Origin of the sequence: Streptomyces sp. NRRL F-5126, assembly GCF_000721265.1 — a bacterium.
In the GTDB taxonomy this organism is placed as follows: Bacteria; Actinomycetota; Actinomycetes; order Streptomycetales; family Streptomycetaceae; genus Streptomyces.
In genome coordinates this window covers 353,288-369,505 of sequence record NZ_JOFZ01000008.1, presented here as the reverse complement: position 1 = coordinate 369,505, position 16,218 = coordinate 353,288, and the positions used below count along the sequence as shown (strand labels likewise).

14 protein-coding genes are annotated in these 16,218 nt (G+C 67.7%); 12 read left to right on the top strand and 2 right to left on the bottom strand.

Annotated elements, in window-relative coordinates; all coding sequences use genetic code 11:
* The first annotated feature begins 53 nt into the window (after positions 1-53).
* Genes IH48_RS0119745 through IH48_RS0119735 form a run of 3 tightly spaced genes read left to right on the top strand, consistent with a single transcriptional unit; the run spans position 54 to position 2,771 of the window.
* A complete protein-coding gene (locus tag IH48_RS0119745) occupies positions 54-1,604 on the top strand; it encodes a hypothetical protein (RefSeq protein ID WP_234434318.1) in 1,551 nt (516 codons plus the stop codon).
* Positions 1,556-2,110 (top strand): FkbM family methyltransferase, encoded by a 555-nt coding sequence (locus IH48_RS0119740; protein WP_030906009.1) that lies wholly within the window; start codon positions 1,556-1,558, stop codon positions 2,108-2,110. Before IH48_RS0119745 ends, IH48_RS0119740 begins: the two co-directional genes overlap by 49 nt.
* Before the next feature lie 22 nt (positions 2,111-2,132).
* On the top strand, positions 2,133-2,771 hold the full coding sequence (locus tag IH48_RS0119735; protein WP_030906006.1) for a histidine phosphatase family protein: 639 nt from the start codon (positions 2,133-2,135) through the stop codon (positions 2,769-2,771).
* A gap of 32 nt (positions 2,772-2,803) precedes the next feature.
* On the opposite strand, the gene metG is transcribed toward IH48_RS0119735, so the two are convergent.
* Positions 2,804-4,528 carry a methionine--tRNA ligase gene (metG, locus tag IH48_RS0119730; RefSeq protein WP_030906003.1) on the bottom strand — a complete coding sequence of 575 codons (1,725 nt, stop codon included), beginning with the start codon at positions 4,526-4,528 and terminating at the stop codon, positions 2,804-2,806.
* Between the two features lie 347 nt (positions 4,529-4,875).
* Here metG and IH48_RS0119725 point away from each other — a divergent pair, with 347 nt between their 5' ends.
* From IH48_RS0119725 to IH48_RS0119710, 4 genes are all read left to right on the top strand, one after another.
* Complete coding sequence (locus IH48_RS0119725; protein WP_030906000.1) at positions 4,876-6,171, top strand: nucleotide sugar dehydrogenase; 1,296 nt, start codon at positions 4,876-4,878, stop codon at positions 6,169-6,171.
* 11 nt (positions 6,172-6,182) lie between these two features.
* A complete protein-coding gene (locus IH48_RS0119720; RefSeq protein WP_030905997.1) occupies positions 6,183-7,133 on the top strand; it encodes an NAD-dependent epimerase/dehydratase family protein in 951 nt (316 codons plus the stop codon).
* 151 nt (positions 7,134-7,284) lie between these two features.
* The gene (locus IH48_RS0119715) at positions 7,285-8,367 is read left to right on the top strand and encodes a DUF3644 domain-containing protein (RefSeq protein WP_234434317.1); all 1,083 of its coding nucleotides are present in this window, start codon (positions 7,285-7,287) and stop codon (positions 8,365-8,367) included.
* Positions 8,368-8,532: 165 nt separating this feature from the next.
* Positions 8,533-9,888, top strand: coding sequence for a hypothetical protein (locus tag IH48_RS0119710; RefSeq protein WP_030905989.1), 1,356 nt, complete (start codon positions 8,533-8,535; stop codon positions 9,886-9,888).
* A gap of 242 nt (positions 9,889-10,130) precedes the next feature.
* Here IH48_RS0119710 and IH48_RS0119705 read toward each other — a convergent pair whose 3' ends face one another.
* On the bottom strand, positions 10,131-10,928 hold the full coding sequence (locus IH48_RS0119705) for an IclR family transcriptional regulator (protein ID WP_030905986.1): 798 nt from the start codon (positions 10,926-10,928) through the stop codon (positions 10,131-10,133).
* A gap of 173 nt (positions 10,929-11,101) precedes the next feature.
* On the opposite strand from IH48_RS0119705, the gene IH48_RS0119700 reads away from it, so the two are divergent.
* The 5 genes from IH48_RS0119700 to IH48_RS0119680 all read left to right on the top strand — a co-directional run bounded on the left by IH48_RS0119700 (position 11,102) and on the right by IH48_RS0119680 (position 16,166).
* Complete coding sequence (locus IH48_RS0119700) at positions 11,102-11,998, top strand: 5-dehydro-4-deoxyglucarate dehydratase (protein ID WP_420705513.1); 897 nt, start codon at positions 11,102-11,104, stop codon at positions 11,996-11,998.
* The gene (locus tag IH48_RS0119695) at positions 11,995-13,287 is read left to right on the top strand and encodes a glucarate dehydratase family protein (RefSeq protein ID WP_030905981.1); all 1,293 of its coding nucleotides are present in this window, start codon (positions 11,995-11,997) and stop codon (positions 13,285-13,287) included. The genes IH48_RS0119700 and IH48_RS0119695 overlap by 4 nt, the downstream gene beginning before the upstream one ends.
* Positions 13,288-13,324: 37 nt before the next feature.
* Positions 13,325-14,683, top strand: a complete 1,359-nt coding sequence (locus IH48_RS0119690; protein WP_078849864.1) for an MFS transporter — start codon at positions 13,325-13,327, stop codon at positions 14,681-14,683.
* A 35-nt stretch (positions 14,684-14,718) separates the two neighbouring features.
* On the top strand, positions 14,719-15,507 hold the full coding sequence (locus tag IH48_RS0119685) for a glycosyltransferase family 2 protein (protein WP_051840169.1): 789 nt from the start codon (positions 14,719-14,721) through the stop codon (positions 15,505-15,507).
* A 104-nt stretch (positions 15,508-15,611) separates the two neighbouring features.
* The gene (locus IH48_RS0119680; RefSeq protein WP_107059327.1) at positions 15,612-16,166 is read left to right on the top strand and encodes a hypothetical protein; all 555 of its coding nucleotides are present in this window, start codon (positions 15,612-15,614) and stop codon (positions 16,164-16,166) included.
* The last annotated feature ends 52 nt before the right edge of the window (positions 16,167-16,218 follow it).

Here is a 16,218-nt window from a genome sequence, read left to right as displayed (position 1 = left end):
CGGCCATGGAACTGTGTGCTGCACTTCCCGCATACCTGACCACCGCCTCGGTCGTGACGACGATCGCGATCTGCTACCGCTTCGTCGTCTCTCCGGCAGTGCGTGCGCTCTCCTTTCGGCCGACGGTTGCGCGAGCGACACTCGGGGCTGCCATTCCCTCCGCGCTGCCGACCTTCCTCCCCGTGCCCGACCCCGGTCCCTTTCGCTGGTTCGTTGTGTTCGTGATCGCTCTGCTCACCTGGCAGGGCACCACAAGCGACTACGACGTGACCCAGGCCATCGCCCCACAGCGCCGCGCCAAAGCGATGCTGTTGCTTCTCGGACTGGCTTCCTGCGTCTGGACACCGGCCCTCTTGCCGTGGATCGCTGTCTACTGCGGCCGATTGCACGGTTGGAAACACCACGCGATGATGCCGCTGCGGCTCCTCAAGGCGTACCTCACATGGTTCGTCGTGGCGACGGTCCTCAGCGCTCCTGAGCCCGCGACAGGGCTCGTAGTGATACTCGGCTGCGTCTCGCTCTCCCACTACGTCAAGCCGGCCTGGAGTAAGGCCCGACTGGGGCCTCGGCCCTGGTCATGGGCCTGGCTCAACTGCACGCACTACCTCATCGCATCAGCCTATTCGTGGGGCTGGGCACGCTTCCTCCCCGCCGACACCATGTCCCGCCTGCTGCACCGAGCCCGCCTCGTCGACCGGCCCCTCAACCTCCTCACCGTGGCCGTCGAGGCTGCTGGGCTCATCGCATTCCTCGACCACCGACTGCTGTTCGCAGCTCTGGCCGCGACCGCGATCTTCAACGTCGCCGTCGCGCTCGCGTCCGGCATCCTCTTCTGGGAGAACATCAGCACCAACATCGCCCTTGCGATCGCCGTCGAACTACTCCCCGGCACGGAGTACCAAGCGGCCTTCGGCTGGCCCACCGCCCTGATCGCGCTCGTCGTGATCCTGCTCGGCGCCGCCGACCTGCTGTGGCAGCCCTGGCACCTGGGCTGGTGGGACTCGCCCTTCACCGCTCGGATCCACTGGCAGGTGGAGACGGTAAGCGGCAGGACGCTCGGTCTCTACAACGGCTTCATGTGTCCCTACGAGCGCGAGTTCGGCCGCGTCCTGGGCTACTTCCTGACGGACGAGCCCATCCTCCACGGCCACCTCGGGATCGTCTGGGACCGGCGACTTCGGGACCTGCTCGTCCAGGCGGCCGGAGACCGAGATCAACTGCACGCCCTCAAACGGTCATACGGCCGATCGCAGAAGGACGAGAAGCTGTCGTCCGAGCACATCGCCTTCCTGACCTCGATGTTCACGCGCCTCAACGCCGGCGCACGAAAGAGCCCCTTGCCCCGCTCCCTGCGCCGCCTCAAAGCGCCCGGCGGCCAGCTCTACCGATGGGGCGACCTGCCCGCCTATCGCGGCGAGGAACCCGTCCGCCGCATCACCATCCGCTACGAGGAACGCTGCTATCGCCCCGAGACGGGCGACTTCCTCCTGCTCGCCGATCGCGTAGTGCAGGAGATCGACCTCCCCTTTTCGACGACCGACCAGGAGAACACGTCATGCGCAAGATCTTCGTCGACTGCGGCACCAACCTCGGAAACGTGCTGAAGCAGTTCATGCACGAGCTCCCGGACCACGACTTCTACGCGTTCGAGCCCAACGAGAGCCTGCTCCCCTCCATTCGCGAGAACATCGAGCGCGCCCGCCACCCCGGCCAGGTCGAGGTCTCCCATAGCGCGGTGTGGACCCACGACGGGACGATCGACCTCTTCCTCGGCCACCACGAAAGCTCCACCGTGATGGCCGGCAAGCGGGTACCCCCCGTGTACGACCAGCAGATCGACTACAGCTCTCCCGTTCGCGTCCTCGCGACGGACTTCAGCGCCTGGCTCCGCCGGACCGTCGCCCCGGACGACCACGTCGTCGTGAAGATGGACATCGAGGGCGCCGAGTATCCAGTGCTCAGCAAGCTGCTCGCCGACGAGACGATCGACCTCGTCTCCGTCCTCTACATCGAGTGGCACTACGACCGCTTCCCCGCCATGAGCCGAGCCGAGCACGACCAGATCGTGGCCGCGGTCTCCGCACATGTCGACGTCCGCGACTGGGACTGACCCGAGGAAGGGACACAACGCCATGCGTGCGAAGCACATCTACCTGATCAAGCACGGTGAGACGGAGGAGAACCTCCGCGGCATCCACCAGGGGCGGGCGGTCGGCGGCAGACTCAGCGAACGCGGGCGCACCGACATTCGCGGCGTCGGCAAGCGTCTGGTCTCCGCAGGTGTCACCGTGGACCGGATGCTCGTCAGCCCGATGTCCCGATGCCGCGAGTCAGCCGACCTGCTCACCGCCACGCTCAGGCCGACCGAGATCCGGGTCGATGAGCGTCTCGCTGCCAAGGACAGTGGCTACCTCGGGGGCCGGCCCAGGGAGCTTGCCGCCGCCGAGGCCGCACGCCACGGTGTCCCGATCCAACGTTTTCGCACGCCCGGCGGCGAGTCGTCGGAGGACGTCCAGGCCCGTTATGTGGACCTCTGGGAGGAGATCTCCACCGGGCCCGAACAGACGACTGTCCTCGTCGGGCACGGCGGAGGCATCGCCTGCCTGCTGCTGTGGTTGACCGGGAACGGGTTCGACCAGTACCTCCAGCACGTGCACGGTTCAGCGCGCGTTACATGGGTGGAAGTTGGCGTCACCGGTCCGCAAATCCGGCTGATGAACGCCTCGCCCGCAGACTTGGCTGACCTGCTCGATGGCCGTACCGACCGATGAAGGCCGGCACGGAACGGGAGCGGGAGCCCGGCTCAGGCTTCCGGGGCACCGCCGAAGCGCTCGCGGTAGGACTCCAGATCGTCCTCCGTGATCTTCGTGAAGAGCACGGGCGGCACGGTGAACGCGGTACCGGCCGGGACAGTGTCCAGCGCCTTGGCTTCCTCGGCGCTCACCCAGGTTGCCGTGTCGTCCTCCAGAGCGAAGGCCGCACGCATGGCGGCGGCCGAGGCCGGAATGAACGGCCCCGAGACGACCGCGTACAGGTGGATCAGGTTCATCGCGGTACGCAGGGTCAGCGCCGCGCCATCCTCGTCGGTTTTGATCTCCAGCCAGGGGGCCTTCTCCTCCAAGTAGGAGTTGCCCGCAGACCACAGGGCTCGCAGAGCGGCTGCGGCCTTCCGGAACTGGAGCGCCTCCATCTGTTCCTCGTGCTCGGCCAGCAGGCGCGCGACCTCCTCGCCCAGCTTCGCCTCCGCCTCGCCGGCGGCGCGGCCGGCCGGCACGTTGTCGCCGAAGCGCTTGCGGGAGAAGGACAGCACGCGGTTGACGAAGTTGCCGAGGGTGTCGGCCAGGTCCTTGTTGACCGTGGCGGCGAAGTGTTCCCAGGTGAACGACGAGTCGTCGGACTCGGGCGCGTTGGCCATAAGGAAGTAGCGCCAGTAGTCACCGGGCAGGAGCTCCAGTGCCACGTCCGTGAAGATGCCGCGCTTCTGGGAGGTGGAGAACTTGCCGCCGTAGAACGTCAGCCAGTTGAAGCCCTTGACGACGTCGACCTTCTTCCACGGCTCGCGCAAGCCCAGCTCGGTGGCCGGGAACATCACCGTGTGGAAGGGGACGTTGTCCTTGGCCATGAACTGGGTGTAGTGGACGCTGTCGTCGGCCTCGTACCACCAGGACTTCCAGTCGCGGGTCTCACCGTCCGACGCGGCGTCCGCCCACTCCTTCGTCGCACCGATGTATTCGATCGGGGCGTCGAACCAGACGTAGAAGACCTTGCCCTCGGCCGCGAGTTCCGGCCACGTGTCGGCCGGGACGGGGACGCCCCAGTCGAGGTCACGGGTGATGGCGCGGTCGTTCAGGCCCTCGGTCAGCCATTTGCGTGCGATGGACGTGGAGAGGTGCGGCCACTCGGCGCTGACGTTGGTGATCCACTCCTCGACTTCGTGCTGGAGCTTCGACTGCAGCAGGAAGAGGTGCTTGGTCTCGCGGACCTCCAGGTCCGTGGAGCCGCTGATCGCCGAGCGCGGGTTGATCAGGTCGGTCGGGTCGAGGACACGGGTGCAGTTCTCGCACTGGTCGCCGCGGGCCTTGTCGTAGCCGCAGTGAGGGCATGTGCCCTCGACGTACCGATCGGGCAGGAAGCGGCCGTCGACGGGCGAGTACACCTGGCGGATCGAGCGCTGCTCGATGAAGCCGTTCTCGTTCAGCCTGCGCGCGAAGTGCTGCGTGATCTCGACGTTCTGCTGCGAGGAGCTGCGCCCGAAGTAGTCGAAGGCCAGCTCGAACCCGTCGTACACGGCCTTCTGCGCGTCATGGGCCTGCGCGCAGAACTCGGCAATGGGAAGCCCCCGCTCCTTGGCAGCCAGCTCGGCCGGCGTTCCGTGCTCGTCAGTGGCGCAGATGTACAGGACATCGTGACCACGCTGGCGGAGGTACCGGGAGTACACATCCGCCGGAAGCATCGACCCGACCATGTTGCCCAGGTGCTTGATCCCGTTGATGTAGGGAAGCGCGCTGGTTACCAGGTGTCGAGCCATCCTCGGATGCTCCATTTCGTGCGTACGGCGTCGGTGACGGTGCCACGACGGGCCCAAGTCGGGAGGCTGCAGCCGATGCGGCGCGATCACTCAAATCGCGTTCCGGCATCACACATGGTGACGAAAACGGGTCTACAAGCCGTACTCATCGTATCGAACCGAGGCTCCGACCAGCTCGCGGGTTTCCTGCCTGCACGGGCCGCGCGCGAAAGACGCTCGGCCGTCCGGGACAGGCGGCCAAGCGAGTCCCGTACGGCCGAGGCCGTTCCCATCTTAGGACCACCGTCCCGCTGCGGATCCGCGCGCCGCATGTGCCGCTCTCTTCCGAATCCAACGAGGTGGACACCATGACCAAGCTCAATGAGACCCTCCCCTTCCGCGTCGTCGTGGTGGGACAGGGTTACGTCGGGCTCCCGCTGGCAGTAAGAGCCGCAGAGGTCGGTCATCAGGTCATCGGTTTCGATGTGGATGCCCGGCGGATCAAGCGGCTCATGCTCGGAGATTCGTACGTCGAAGACATCACGTCTTCGCGGCTGGCGCCGCTCCTCGCCGCCGGGGCCTACAGACCGACCATCGATCCATCCGACTGTGCGGGATTCGACGTGGCGGTAGTCACCGTCCCGACGCCGCTGTGCGACGGCGTGCCGGACCTGTCGCACGTCGAGGATGCGGCCCGGACCCTCGGCCCCCACCTCACGGGCGGGGCAACCGTCATCCTGGAGTCCACCACCTATCCGGGGACCACGGAGGAGGTCTTCGGTCCGCTCCTCGAACGCGCCTCCGGAATGACCGCCGGCCGCGACTTCCGCCTCGGCTACAGCCCCGAGCGCATCGACCCCGGAAACCCCACCTGGAAGCTGGAGAACACCCCCAAGGTCGTCTCCGGCACGGACCCGTCCTCCGCTGAAGCGGTCCGCGGTTTCTACGCCTCGCTCGTCGACACGGTCGTCCCGGTGGCCAGCTGCAAGGAGGCGGAGCTGACCAAACTGCTGGAGAACACCTTCCGGCACGTGAACATCGCGCTCGCCAACGAGCTGGCAATCTTCGCCCACGACCTCGGCATCGACATCTGGGCGGCCATCGACGCGGCCTCCACCAAACCGTTCGGGTTCATGCCCTTCACCCCGGGGCCGGGCGTCGGAGGCCACTGCCTGCCCGTCGACCCCTCCTACCTGTCATGGCGAGTCGAGCGTGCCCTGGGAAGGAACTTTCGCTTCGTTGAACTGGCGAACGACGTCAACGACCACATGCCCGACTACGTGGTCCAGCGCCTCATGGCCGGCCTCAACGAGCGCGGGAAGCCGCTCAACGGCTCGCGGGTGCTGTTGCTCGGCCTGGCGTACAAGGCCAATACCGGAGACACCCGCGAAACGTGTGCGACGCGCATCGCCGAACTGCTCGCCGGCATGGGCGCCGAGATCGAGGCCGCCGACCCGCATGTCATGGATGAGGCCCATCCCGTCCTCGCCGGCCTGGCAGACCTTCGGCACGTCGACGTGACCCCGGACCGTCTCGCGGCAGCCGACGCCGTCGTCCTCCTCGCCGACCACGACGCCTTCGACTATCCCCTGATCAGCGTGCACGCCCCGTACATCCTCGACTGCCGCCGCCGGCTCGTCGGCGCACACGTCGACTCTCTCTGAAGGGAAACACCGTGAAGATCGTGATCACCGGCGGCGCCGGCTTCATCGGCAGCAACCTGGCCGGAGCCCTGGCCGCCCACCATCAGGTCACCGAAATTCGAGTGATCGACAACCTCTCCACCGGCCACAAAGCGAACATCGCCCACCTCGGCGTCGAATTCTTCGAAGGTGACATCCAGGATACGGCCCTCTTGGACCAGGTCTTTCGCGGCGCCGACGCCGTGGTCCACCTGGCCGCCCTGCCCTCCGTGCCGCGCTCGCTGCGAGACCCGATGGCCAGCCATCACGCCAACGCAACCGGCACCCTCCAGGTCCTCGATACCGCGCGCCGCGCCGGCGACCTGCACGTGATCGCCGCCTCGTCATCCTCGGTCTACGGCGCGAACCCGCATTTGCCGAAGCACGAGGGCCTCACTCCCGCCCCGATGAGCCCGTACGCGGTCACGAAGCTCGCCACGGAGGCGTACCTGAGCGCATACCACCACAGCTTCGGCCTACCGGTGCTGCCCTTCCGCTTTTTCAACGTCTACGGGCCCGGCCAGCGCGCCGACCACGCCCACGCCGCGGTCATCCCGAAGTGGATCGACGCCGTACTCGCCGGCCGACCCGTGATCGTGTTCGGCGACGGCACACAGACACGCGACTTCACCTACGTCGGCACTGTCTGCCACGTCCTTACCGAGGCCCTCCTGCGCCGGATCGTGGAACCCCACCCGGTGAATCTGGCCTTCGGGACCTGCATGTCCCTACTGGACCTGATCACGGAGCTCGAAGCCGCAACAGGGCGCGGCGCTCGCAGAAAGCACACAGCCAGCCGCACCAGCGATGTCCCCCATTCGCAGGCCGACAGCACCCGACTACGAGCGGTTTTCCCGAACGTGACGCCCGTACCGATACAGGAAGGACTACGCGCGACGGCCTCTTGGTTCCAGGGCTCAACGACAGGCAATGCCGTCACCTGAGTCGGGGCCTCCACTGTCTCTGCACGCGCAGGCAGAGGAGCTGCACCGTGGCCCCGCTACGTTCGCCATTTAGCTTGCCTGCCCGATCACGTAGGTGTGATCCTTCTATTGAACGAAGGACACGCGAATGGCTTACCCACGTTGGCGACACATGCTCAACGAGTCGGAGCGGCACGCCCTCAAGGCAGTGGACGAGTGGAACTGCTCCACGGGCAACTTCAGCGACTTCCTCACGCACATGCACAAGGCGTGGCTCTACCTCTTGCACGCCGAGTTCAAGAAGGACGGCGTCGACTTCAACTACAAGGACCGGCAGACCGGTCAGTACAAGATGATCGACGGTGAGCCGAGTGCTTGGGACTTGGAGCAGTGCCTCAAGAAGCGCTACCCCGACAGCACTGACGCCGCCGTGCGCCGGAACGCAGAACTCTTCGTGGCCCTCCGCAACAAGGTGGAGCACCGGTACGAGCACAACCTCAAGATCGTGACCGGCGGCAAGGCCCAGGCGCTCGTCATGAATTACGAGCAGGAGCGGGTAGCGCATTTCGGTCTGGACTACAGCCTTGCTCACCTGCTCCGCTTCCCGATCACACTCCAGTCGTTGACGACGGAAGGTCAGGCTCAGCAGCGCGAGGCGGCGGCCAAGCTCCCCAAGGGGACGCGTGACTTGGTGACGCGGTTCGAGGCGGGCATGGACCAGGCCGTGAAGGATGATCTGCGCTACGACTACCGGGTGCGGCTGGTGCCCATCGTCGGCAACAAGACCGACGCGGATCTCGCGGTCGAGTTCGTCAACTACAACGATCTGACGGACGAGGAGCGCGAGGTCATGATGGAGGCTGGGCGCACGGGCACCGTCGTGACCAAGATGAAGCACATCGAGGTGACGAACAAAGCGAAGCTCCGTGCGACCACCGTGGCGGAGCGCGTTGAGGCGAGGTTGCCCTTCTACTTCAGTGCCTACGGTGAGCACACCGAAATGTGGAGGCGGTTCAACGTCCGGCCCGCCAAGGACGCGACTGATCCGTGCCTGACCGATGCTCGGTACTGCATCTACGACGAGCCGGTGAAAACCTATCTGTACACCGACGCCTGGGTAGAGAAGGTCATCAAGGAGATCGGGACCGTCGAGAAGTACCGCAACTTCTTTGGCAAGAAGCCGCGCATGAAGAACGTCGCCACCTTGCTACAGCAGGCGGCGTCCGACGAGTCGGCCATAAGCAAATCTGCGTGACCGAGGCCGGCCCGGTTGCGCCACGGGTAGCGGTCCCCGCCGGCAGGTCCGTCGGATCTGGCCGAATCACGGCCTGCGCCCTCTATTGCGTACTTGCCTGCGCTCCCCCGCCCCGTTCTACCGTCCTCCGGCTCACGCCACACGACGTCGACGGAAGGGCTGCTGGTGAACGAGGGCGAATCCAAAGCCGTTACCGAGATCCTCCACGAGCTCAGCACCACCTCCCACGTGCAGGTCCGCTCGTCCATCGAACTTGCTGCCCAGGTCACCAAGGCTGCGGCAGAAGAGGACGAGAAACGAGTGGAGGACGGGCGGGGTCCACTGCGCCGACGCACCGACTACCGAGCCGTCGGGAGAGCGCCGCGATCACTGGCACTCACGCCCTGGCAGGTCATCCACGCCATTGGCCTCGGCGTCGCTTCGGCCCGCCAGGGCGCGGGGCGAGGACTCGCTGAGCACTGGGGCAGCCTCCGCTACAACCAGGCCCTGGAAGCCAACCGAGGCCGCTACCTGCAGCTGTCTACCGAGGGGCGCGAGCTCCTGCGCTTCTACAAGGCCACCCAGTCCGGAGAAATCGGCACCGGCTTCGCCTCACTGCTGGCCGAGAACATCGTCAGGTCCCGGTACCCCGACCACTCGGTCTCCGTCATCCCGGCAGACATCGCCTTGAAAGCCGGCTGGTCCCTGAGCAGTTCCGGTGCCGGCCCTCGCCCTGAGCCACTGCAGCGAAGGCCGCACTTCTTCGTCGAAGCCTGGCAATCAGGGCAGCCGTCGAAGGTCATTCTCCTCGCCTCGAAGGGCACGCACAGCAGGGCCCATCAGGTGCATAAGCAGCTCAGCACGGCCAGTGCCCACGTGGAGTCGGTGCACGTCGGAGCCTACGGCACCATCCCTTACCTGCTCATAGGCACCGAGATCTCCGCCACGGAGAGCCTCACTCTGCACGCTCTCGAGGCGCCAGGCACGACCATTCTCCGGACACCCGGAAAAACGTCAGGAGCCGACCTGGACTTCGTCCTGAAGCAGGGCAACCTCATGGCCGACGTCATGCGCCCCACAGACCGCGGCGAGACGACCATCCCCGGGTTTCAGGTGCTGCCCGACTCCTACGCATGGTTCAGCGTCGTGCTGGCACGAACGGAAGCAGCCGCACTCACAGCCTTCACCGGAGGCGGCAAACCCACCGCCCAGTACCTGACCAAGGAACAAGGGCAACGCCACTTCCTGTACGGCGACCGCACAGACCCGGCCAAACTGCGAGATGCGGAGCACCGCATCCACGACATCGACTTCGTCGGCACAGACCACATCTACCGACTCAACGGCACCCGTGTAGAGGCATTCTCCGGACTCAAGAGGAGCCTGTATATGCACCTCCACCACGGCCGCGTCAACGAATACCGTCGCGAAGTACACGCGCTACGTGGGCAGTGGCCGGACCACAGCGCATCAGGGCAATGGAACGCCGTGTCCGTCCGCGCCGACGGAACCGTGATGGCGATCCGCGTCCTGGACAAATGACCCAGGAGGTCAGCGACAGCTGCTGAACGGCCCGGATGGCGGCCAAGCCGGGACGCGCCGCGCTGAAGCGGCGCCGGTCACGGAGCAGCAGTGGCGGCTGAGCAGATCCGGCTGCGGCGTTCCGGTGGTCTCAGTTTCGGTCTCATTCGCCCCCGTCCGGCCCCGTTCGAACCAGCCCCCATCAAAGCTCCCGGTGGAGAGCCCCCGGTCCACGCGGCACGCCGTCCCGGCGGGGTCGCGGCTCAGCGCCAGTACGTCGCGCCGCCCGCCGCCGGGGCGGCCGCCTCGATCCTCGACCTGGCTTCCCGTATGACGGTCACGATCCGGTCTTCGCGTTCGGGTGTCAGGCGGGCTACGGGTACTGAGCAGCTGATGGCGTCCTGGGCCGGCCGGTCGTAGCGGAGGGCGAAGCCGAAGCCGACGATTCCGAGAACGCCCTCTTCCCGGTCGATCGAGTAGCCGCGGGTGCGTGTCGCGGCGAGGTCGGCCGCCAGCGAGGCGTGGGTGGTGTGCGTGTGGGGGGTGAGGGCCTTGAGGGGTTCCTCGGGTGGCAGTTCTGCCTCCGGGCGCTCGGCGAGCAGGGCCTTGCCCAACGCCCCGACGTGGGCGGGCAACCGGCGACCGACCCGGGTGATCGTCCGCAGGTACTCGTGTGATTCCCGGGTTGCCAGGTAGGCCACGTCCCGGCCGTCCAGTCGGCCCATGTGCAGGGTCTCGCCGAGTGCTTGGGACGCCTCGTCGAGGTAGGGGCGCACCAGGCGGACGCGGGGGTCGGAGTCGAGGTAGCTGGTTCCGGCGAGCAGGGCGTGGATGCCGATGCCGTACAGGGAGCCGGTGAGATCGGTGCGGACCCAGCCGCGGGAGATCAAGGTCTGCAGCAGCGCGTACATCGAGCTGCGCGGCACTTCGAGCTCGTCCGCCAGCTCCTGCAGACGTGCAGGGCGGTCGCCGCGTGCGGCGAGCAGTTCGAGCAGTTCGACCGTGCGCGCAGCGGACTTCACCTCACGCACGCCGCCTGCCCCGCCCGCCGTCTGCGTCATGAGCCGCATCGTAGTCGGCACCGCACGACCATTGACGCCCGATGATCGCCGACCTAATGTCCATCTCCATACATGAAATGCATCTACGTATGGAGATGGATCACGTGCAGTCCGACGTAGGTCTGGACACGGGAGCAGGGTCGGTCGCCGCGGCGAGGCGGTTGCGGGAAGCGATGGGGCGCGGTGTCCTGTCCTTCCCGCTCACTTCCTTCCGCTCCGACGGCGGCCTCGACATCGACGGCTTTCGCGCCCATGTGGCCACTCAGCTCGCCGCCGGACCCGGGGCCGTGTTCCCGGCCTGTGGAACGGGCGAGTTCTTCTCGCTGGACGAGCAGGAGTACACGCGGGTCGTCTCGGTCGCGGTCGAGGAGGCGGCCGGCCGGGTCCCGGTCGTCGCGGGAATCGGCTACGGATGGGCGCAGGCCGTCCGGTTCGCCCGGGTCGCCGAGGAAGCCGGCGCGGACGCGCTCCTGGTCATGCCGCACTACCTGGTCGCCGCCCCGCAGGACGGCCTGGTCGCCCAGCTGGAGCAGATCGCCGCCCGCACCCCGCTCCCGCTGATCGCTTACCAGCGCGGGCCGGTCGCCTTCGGAGTCGATGCGTTCCTGCGCGTCGCGAGGATTCCCGGCGTCATCGGCCTCAAGGACGGGCACAGCGACCTCGATCGCCTCCAGCGGCTCACCCTCGCGGCCCCTGAGGGCTTCCTCTTCTTCAACGGGGCGGCCACCGCCGAGATCCAGGCACGTGCCTACGCGGCCGTCGGTGTGCCGGCCTACTCCTCGGCCGTCCACGCGTTCGCCCCGGAGATCGCGAACGCCTTCTTCGCCGCGGTACGAGAGGACGACGACGACCTGGCCGACAGGCTGCTGCGCGGCTTCTACGTCCCGTTCGTGGAACTGCGCGACCGCGCGCCCGGGTACGCCGTCTCGCTGGTCAAGGCCGCGGCCCGGCTGCGCGGCCGCCGGGTCGGCCCGGTCCGTGCGCCGCTCACCGACCCGTGCGCCGCCGACATGGCGGACCTCGAAAGCCTGCTCACCACCGGACTCGACCTCGTAGGAGCCGACCTGTGATCCGTGACCTGTCCATCGCCGAGGTGCGGCTGACCCCGATCCTGGTGGCCGACCCGCCCCTGCTGAACACCCAGGGCATCCATCAGCCCTACACCCCCCGCCTGATCGTGGAGGTGGTCACCGCGGACGGGACCACCGGCGTCGGTGAGACCTACGGCGACGCCAAGTACCTCGAACTGGCCCGGCCGTTCGCCGACAGGTTGGTGGGGCATCCCGTCAGCGATCTGAACGGCCTGTTCGAACTCGCGGACCGGGTAACGGTCGACGCCTCCCGGGTCACCGGCCAGGTGGACGTGGGCGGTCTGCGCGGCGTGCAGACCGCCGAAAAGCTGCGGCTGTCCGTCGTGTCCGGGTTCGAGGTCGCCTGCCTGGACGCGCTCGGCAAGGCACTCGGCCTGCCCGTGCACGCCCTGCTCGGCGGCAAGGTGCGAAGCGAAGTCGAGTACAGCGCCTACCTCTTCTACAAGTGGGCCGAACACCCGAACGGGAACGGCGAGAAGGACGACTGGGGCGCGGCCCTGGATCCGGCCGGGATCGTCGAGCAGGCGCGCACGTTCAAGGACCGGTACGGGTTCACCTCCTTCAAGCTCAAGGGAGGCGTCTTCCCGCCGGACGAGGAGATCGCCGCCATCCGCGCGCTCGCCGCGGCCTTCCCTGGCCACCCGCTACGGCTCGACCCCAACGGTGCCTGGTCGGTGGAGACTTCGCTGAAGGTGGCCGAGGAGCTGCGGGACGTCCTTGAGTACCTGGAGGACCCGGCGCTCGGCACGCCCGCGATGGCCGAGGTCGCCGCGCGGACCGGGGTGCCGCTCGCCACCAACATGTGCGTGACGACCTTCGCCGAGGTCCAGGAGGCCTTCACCACTGGTGCCGTCCAGGTCGTGCTCTCCGACCACCACTACTGGGGCGGACTGCGCAACACCCAGCGACTCGCCGCGATCTGCCGCACCTTCGGCGTCGGGGTCTCCATGCACTCCAACACCCACCTGGGCATCAGCCTGGCCGCGATGACCCATGTCGCCTCGACCGTCCCCGGCCTCCACCACGCCTGCGACTCCCACTATCCGTGGCAGTCGGAGGACGTCCTGACCGAACGGCCCACGTTCACCGACGGCAAGGTCACCGTCTCCGACGCCCCCGGCCTGGGTGTCGAACTCGACCGCGAAAGGCTCGCCGCCCTGCACCGGCGCTGGCTCGACGACGACGGCGGGTTCCGGGACCGCGACGACGCGGCGGCGATGCGCACGGCCGACTCGGACTGGGTCACCCCCTCCACTCCCCGTTGGTGAATCCCCCCTCTTGCCCTGCTCACGATCGGAGCCGCTCGTGTCAGCAAAACCACCGGCCGCCACCGCCACCACCTCCGCCACTTCCGCCACCGCCGCCAAGGACGTAGGGGCGCAGCCGGTCCCGAGAGCCCGATGGCTGCGGGTTCTGCCCGCAGTGGTGCTCATCTACGTCGTCGCCTCACTGGACAAGTCGAACATCAGCTACGCCGTCGCCGGCGGCATGAGCAAGACCTTGGCGCTGTCGACGACCTTCTCCGGCCTGGTGGCCGGCATCTTCTTCATCGGATACCTGTTCCTGCAGGTTCCCGGCGCGATGATCGCCGAGCGGCGGAGCGCCAAGGCGTACGTGGCCTGGACCGTCGCAGCGTTCGGCGTCGTCTCGATCCTCTCCGGGCTGGTCCAGTCCGGATGGCAGATGGTGCTCGTGCGCTTCCTGCTCGGCGTCACGGAAGGCGGGCTGTTCCCCGCCATCCTGATCATCATCACCCGCTGGTTCCCGAACCAGGAACGCGGCCGTGCGAACGGCTTCTTCCTCATGAACGGCGCCATCGCCGGCGTGGTCGGGGGGCCGTTCGCCGGATGGCTCATCACCCTGGGCAGTTGGCGGACCTTGTTCATCGCCGAAGGCCTGCTGTCGTTCGCGCTCCTCGCGGCGTGTCTGCCGCTGATAAGCAACCGGCCCGAGGAATCCACCAGCCTGTCCCGGCGGGAGAAGGACTACCTCGCCGCGAAGTTCGCCGAAGAACACGCGCAGGAGACCGCCCCGGTCGACCGGAAGGTACTGATCGAGGTCCTCAAGCAGCCGACCACCTGGAAGCTGGTCCTCGTCTACTTCTGCATGAGCGTCGGCATCTACGGGTTCTCGCTCTGGCTGCCCACCACCATCAAGAACCTCACCCACACCGGAATCGGTATGGCCGCGCTGCTCAGCGCGCTCCCCAACCTGGTGTCCATGGCCGGGTGCTTCTTCCTGGCCGCGTGGTCCGACAGGAGGGGCAACCGGAGGTTCTGGACCGCGTTCGGCCTGCTCGGCTTCGCCGTGAGCCTCGTCCTGTCCAACCTGTTCGAGGGGCAGGTGTGGCTGTCGTTCGCGTTCATCCTGGCGTGCGGATTCTTCCTCCACGCCCCCTCGGGGGTGTTCTGGACCATGCCTCCGCTCCTTTCCGGCCCGGGCAAGGCCGCGCCCCAACGCGGGCTGATCAACGCGCTGGGCAACGTCGGCGGGTTCGTCGGTCCCCTGTTCGTGGGATGGCTGACCGACGCGTTCAACTCGGTGACCAGCTTCTACAGCCTCACCGTGTTCACCCTGATCGGCGTGGCGATCACCCTGACCCTCCCCGCCCTGACCAGAGGCACCCGGCGGACCGCGGACGGCCACGTCGAAGGCCACGCGTAACCTGCCTCTTGCGAACGACGGAACGGTGAGCACCCATGGCCAAGGCGTACGAGCGGATCGCGGCACGCCCGCCGACGCGCATCACCGTCATCACCGCGGTGCACGGCCCGTCCGCCCACTTCCTGCCCGAGGCGTACAAGTCCCTGTGCGAGCAGGAGTTGCCCGAGCGCTGCGAGTGGCACTGGGTCGTCCAGCAGGACGGCATGACCGGCGAAGTCGCCGAGTACGTGCCCGACGACCCGCGCGTGACGTTCAAGCAGGGGCGTCCCGGCGGTCCCGGCACGGCGCGTACGTTGGCGCTCGCGGTAGCGGACGGCGCGTACGTCAAGGTCCTGGACGCCGATGACCAGCTGCTCCCCGGAGCCCTGGCGCGCGACCTGGCCGCCCTTGAGTCGGACCCGTCCATCGGCTGGGCGACCTCCCGGGTCCTGGACCTGCTGCCCGACGGCAGCACCGCCGGCTTCCCTGCCGACCCGCGACCGGGGCGCATCGAGCGCGGGGCGGTCCTGGGGTTCTGGCGTGCGAACGACTACCGCGCCCAGGTCCATCCGGCAACGCTCTTCGCACGCCGGGAGCTGGTCGTCGCGCTCGGCGGGTGGATGGCGCTCCCCGCCTCGGAGGACACCGGGCTGCTGCTCGCGCTGAACGCGGTGAGTACCGGGTGGTTCACGCGGGACACCGGCCTGCTGTACCGCAAGTGGCACGGTCAGGCCACCCATCAGGCCGCCCACACGGACCCGGCGGAACGCGGCGCGCGGATGGCCGTCGTGGAGGCCAGGGCACGGCAGCTGTCGTCCCTGGGGTGGACGTACCCGATGTCGTGACGTCCGGGAGTCCGAGTCCGAGTCCCAATCCCCTGGTGCGGCAGGCCTCTTGGGCTTCTAAGATCCTCCGGGACGCAGTTGACTCGGGTCATCGGGGGGACGGCTTGGGAACCGGCGAGCAGATCGTGACGGTGGCGGCCGTGCTGCTCGGTGCGCTCACGACGCACCTCACCAACCACCTGACGGAGCGCGGCAAGGTCAAGTACGAGCTGCTGACCCGGTGGGACAACCGCAAGCTCGACGCCTACTCGCAGTTCGTCGACCGCGTGCGGACGGGCATCTTCCTGGCGGTCAGGCTCTACGAGCACCGCGAGGGCCTGCGGCTCAGCGACATCCCCGAGACGGAGCTGGTCGCCGACCTGGCCGAGGCCGAGCGGTTCCAGGGCCGGTCCTTCGAGCAGATCATGCTCCTCGGCGGGGACGACGTCGTCGAGGCCGCGCACGAGCTGCACGCCGCGGTGCGCGAGGTCGACTGGCAGGCCAACGGCAAGGTGACCGGCACGTTGGAGGAGTGGCGGGAGCGAAACCGCGTCGCGTTCCGCGCCATCAACGCCTTCCACGAGTCGGCCCGCGCCGACCTGGGCGTACAGGGGCGGGTGACCGGCGAACAGCACCCGGAGCGCGACCTGCTGCTGCCGGCGCCACGGCGAGACGGCTGACACGCACGGCCGGCGGGCGACCGCCTTCGCGGGACGCGCCGGCCGCGTCCGG